Below are 2,590 nucleotides of genomic sequence, written 5' to 3'. Positions count from 1 at the left end.
CCGCATCCCCACCCTGCCGATTGAAATTTGACCCAGGGCGGATTGCTGATTTCTATATCAGCAACTGTGGATAAGTCTATCAGCGCAGCTGCTTTAAAATCCCTTCCTTTCGATCGCCCCAAGTGGCGACTGAAGACCTGCCACATGTCGTCATGCAGCAGGCCATCCTTTCCCTAAAATCAAAACGGTTCGTCGTCCACCGGCTTCTGATCGTCCTTGCGTTTTCGCTCCCGTGATTTGATCTTTGCCTGAGCCGCCAAGCTGCTGTGTTGCAGGCGGTAGGACTCGTTGCCCGTTTCGACGATGTGGCAGTGGTGCGTAAGCCGATCCAGCAGGGCGGTGGTCATCTTGGCGTCGCCGAGCACGCGCGACCATTCTGCGAAGCTCAGGTTGGTCGTGATCACGACGCTGGTGTGCTCGTACAGCTTGGACAGCAGGTGAAAAAGCAGAGCACCGCCAGCCTGACTGAATGGCAAGTAACCCAGCTCATCGAGGATGACCAAGTCCATGCGCAGCAGTGCTTGGGCGATGCGCCCGGCTTTACCGTCATGCTTCTCGCGCTCCAGCAGATTGACCAGGTCAACCGTGGAGTAGAAGCGCACGCGCTTGCCGTGCAGAGTGATGCCGGACACGGCTAGCGCGGTGGCCAGGTGGGTCTTGCCGGTGCCCGGCCCGCCGATGAGTACCACGTTCTGTGCCGTGTCGGTGAAGGCCAGGCTGGCCAGTTCCCTGATCAGCCGTGCGTCGGCGCTGGAGGCGCTGAAGTCGAAGCCAGCCAGGTCACGGTGCATGGGCAGCTTGGCCATGTTCATTTGATGGCTCACCGAGCGCATGGCGCGATCCGCATGCTCCTGTTGCAGCAGGTGTTCGAGCAACCATTTCGAGGAGGCTAGGGCCGACTCACCCTGCGCCGTCAAGTCCGCCCAAGCATTGGCCATGCCGTGCAGGCGCAGCTCTTTGAGTTCTGCCATGAGATCACGCATGACGGATCTCCTCGACGCTGCCGCGTAAACGGTCGTAGCGCGCCGTGTTCGCGACAGGCGCTTCCTTGAGCTGCAAGTGAGTCTCGACGGAGGGCGGTGGCTCGGTCGCTGTCAGCCGCGCCACGACATTCAAGACGTGTTCGGCGCTCAGGGTGCCGGCTTCGAGTACCAGTTCAACGGCCACCAATACGGCATCGAGTCCGGCGACGGGTACGGCAGCCAGGACTTGCGCCATGATCCGGTCACCGCCGGCATGACGTGTCAGGCCGTGTTTGAGTTGCCGCAGTGGTGTTGGTAGATCCGCAAAAGGAGCGCCATTGCGCAGTGCGCCCGGCTTGCGCTCGATCAGCGGGATGTAGTGCTGCCAGTCATAGTTGACCTGGTCGCGATCCAGCAAGCGCGCGTGGCTGGCAATCAATACGTCATCAGCTACCACCTCGATCCGCGTCGGATACAGGCGGCAACTGAGCCACTTGCCGGCGTACTCACAGGGTACCGAGTAGCGGTTTCGTCCCATGCTGACCAGGCAGGTGCTGGAAACCCGCGCCGCACGCTCGACGTAACCGTCGAAGGGCGCGGGCATGGGCATCATTTCGGCCCGCTCCAACTCCAACACCTCAGCCACGCTCAGCCCGCTGTATTGCGGGTGCGGAAGCTCGCTCCAGAGTGCGCGGCAGCGCTGCCCGAGCCAGGCATTGAGTTCCTCGAAGGAGTGGAATTGACGGTCTTGGGCGTCCAGCCAGATACGCCTGCGACTGTCCTGCACGTTCTTTTCGACGATGCCCTTTTCCCAACCTGAGGCAACGTTGCAGAAATCCGGATCGAACAGGTAGTGCGCGCACATCACCGCGAAGCGCGCATTCACCGTGCGGCCTTTGCCCTTGTTGACCTTGTCGACGGCCGTCTTCATGTTGTCGTAAATGCCTCGGCGTGGCACGCCGCCTAAGGCGCTGAACGAGCGCGTATGCGCGTCGAACAGCATCTCGTGACCTTGGCTCGGATAAGCCACCAGCCAGAAGGCACGGCTCGCGCACAGCTTCAGGTGCGACACCTGCATGCGCCGGTAAATGCCGCCGATCAGCAAGCCTTCCTCGCTCCAGTCAAACTGAAACGCCTCGCCAAGGGCAAAGGTCAACGGCACAAAGGCGTGCGCTGCCTTGCCCTGATCCCCGCGCCAGGCACGGACAAACGCGGTGAGCTGGCTGTAGCCACCGTCATAACCCTCGGCTTTGATTTGTGCCAGCAGCGCCTTGGCACTGCGCCGTTGTTGCTTGGGACGCAGCGAGTCGGCTTTAAGCGCCTGCTCCAGCGTGCCGTGAAACGGACTCAGCTTGTTGAAAATGGCCCGGCGCAGGTACACCGGCTGCTTGGCTTCCGGCGCTCTGACCCACTTGCGAATGGTGTTGCGCGCCAATCCGGTGCGCTTGGCTATCTCATGCAACGACAGCTTGTCGCGGAAATACATCCGCCGAATTTTGCCCATCATTTCCATACTGATCACCCTGTGTTCTCCTGCTCATAAATTGAGCAGGAGCAGTTGAGCACCTGGGTCAGTTTTCGATCGGCAGAACAGCCTCTACTGGGTCAGTTTTCGGTCAGCGGCAACA

2 protein-coding genes are annotated in these 2,590 nt (G+C 60.7%); both read right to left on the bottom strand.

Translation table 11 applies throughout. The features are described 5' to 3' along the window. Positions 1–179 precede the first annotated feature (179 nt). Positions 180–983, bottom strand: coding sequence for an IS21-like element ISPst3 family helper ATPase IstB (istB, locus tag AC19YR_RS24660; protein ID WP_003117254.1), 804 nt, complete (start codon positions 981–983; stop codon positions 180–182). Continuing rightward, entirely contained in the window at positions 976–2,475 is a 1,500-nt protein-coding gene (istA, locus tag AC19YR_RS24655) for an IS21 family transposase (RefSeq protein ID WP_126543471.1), read from the bottom strand. Before istA ends, istB begins: the two co-directional genes overlap by 8 nt. Positions 2,476–2,590: the final 115 nt, after the last annotated feature.

The organism is Pseudomonas sp. MF08817 (assembly GCF_059862705.1).
Note: the sequence above shows the minus strand (reverse complement) of the source record. Positions and strands in the feature narration are given on the sequence as shown.

Bases quoted from the DNA above. Each gene is read 5' to 3' on its own strand.
- istB (WP_003117254.1), bottom strand. From the start codon at position 983: ATGCGTGATCTCATGGCAGAACTCAAAGAGCTGCGCCTGCACGGCATG.
- istA (WP_126543471.1), bottom strand. From the start codon at position 2,475: ATGGAAATGATGGGCAAAATTCGGCGGATGTATTTCCGCGACAAGCTG.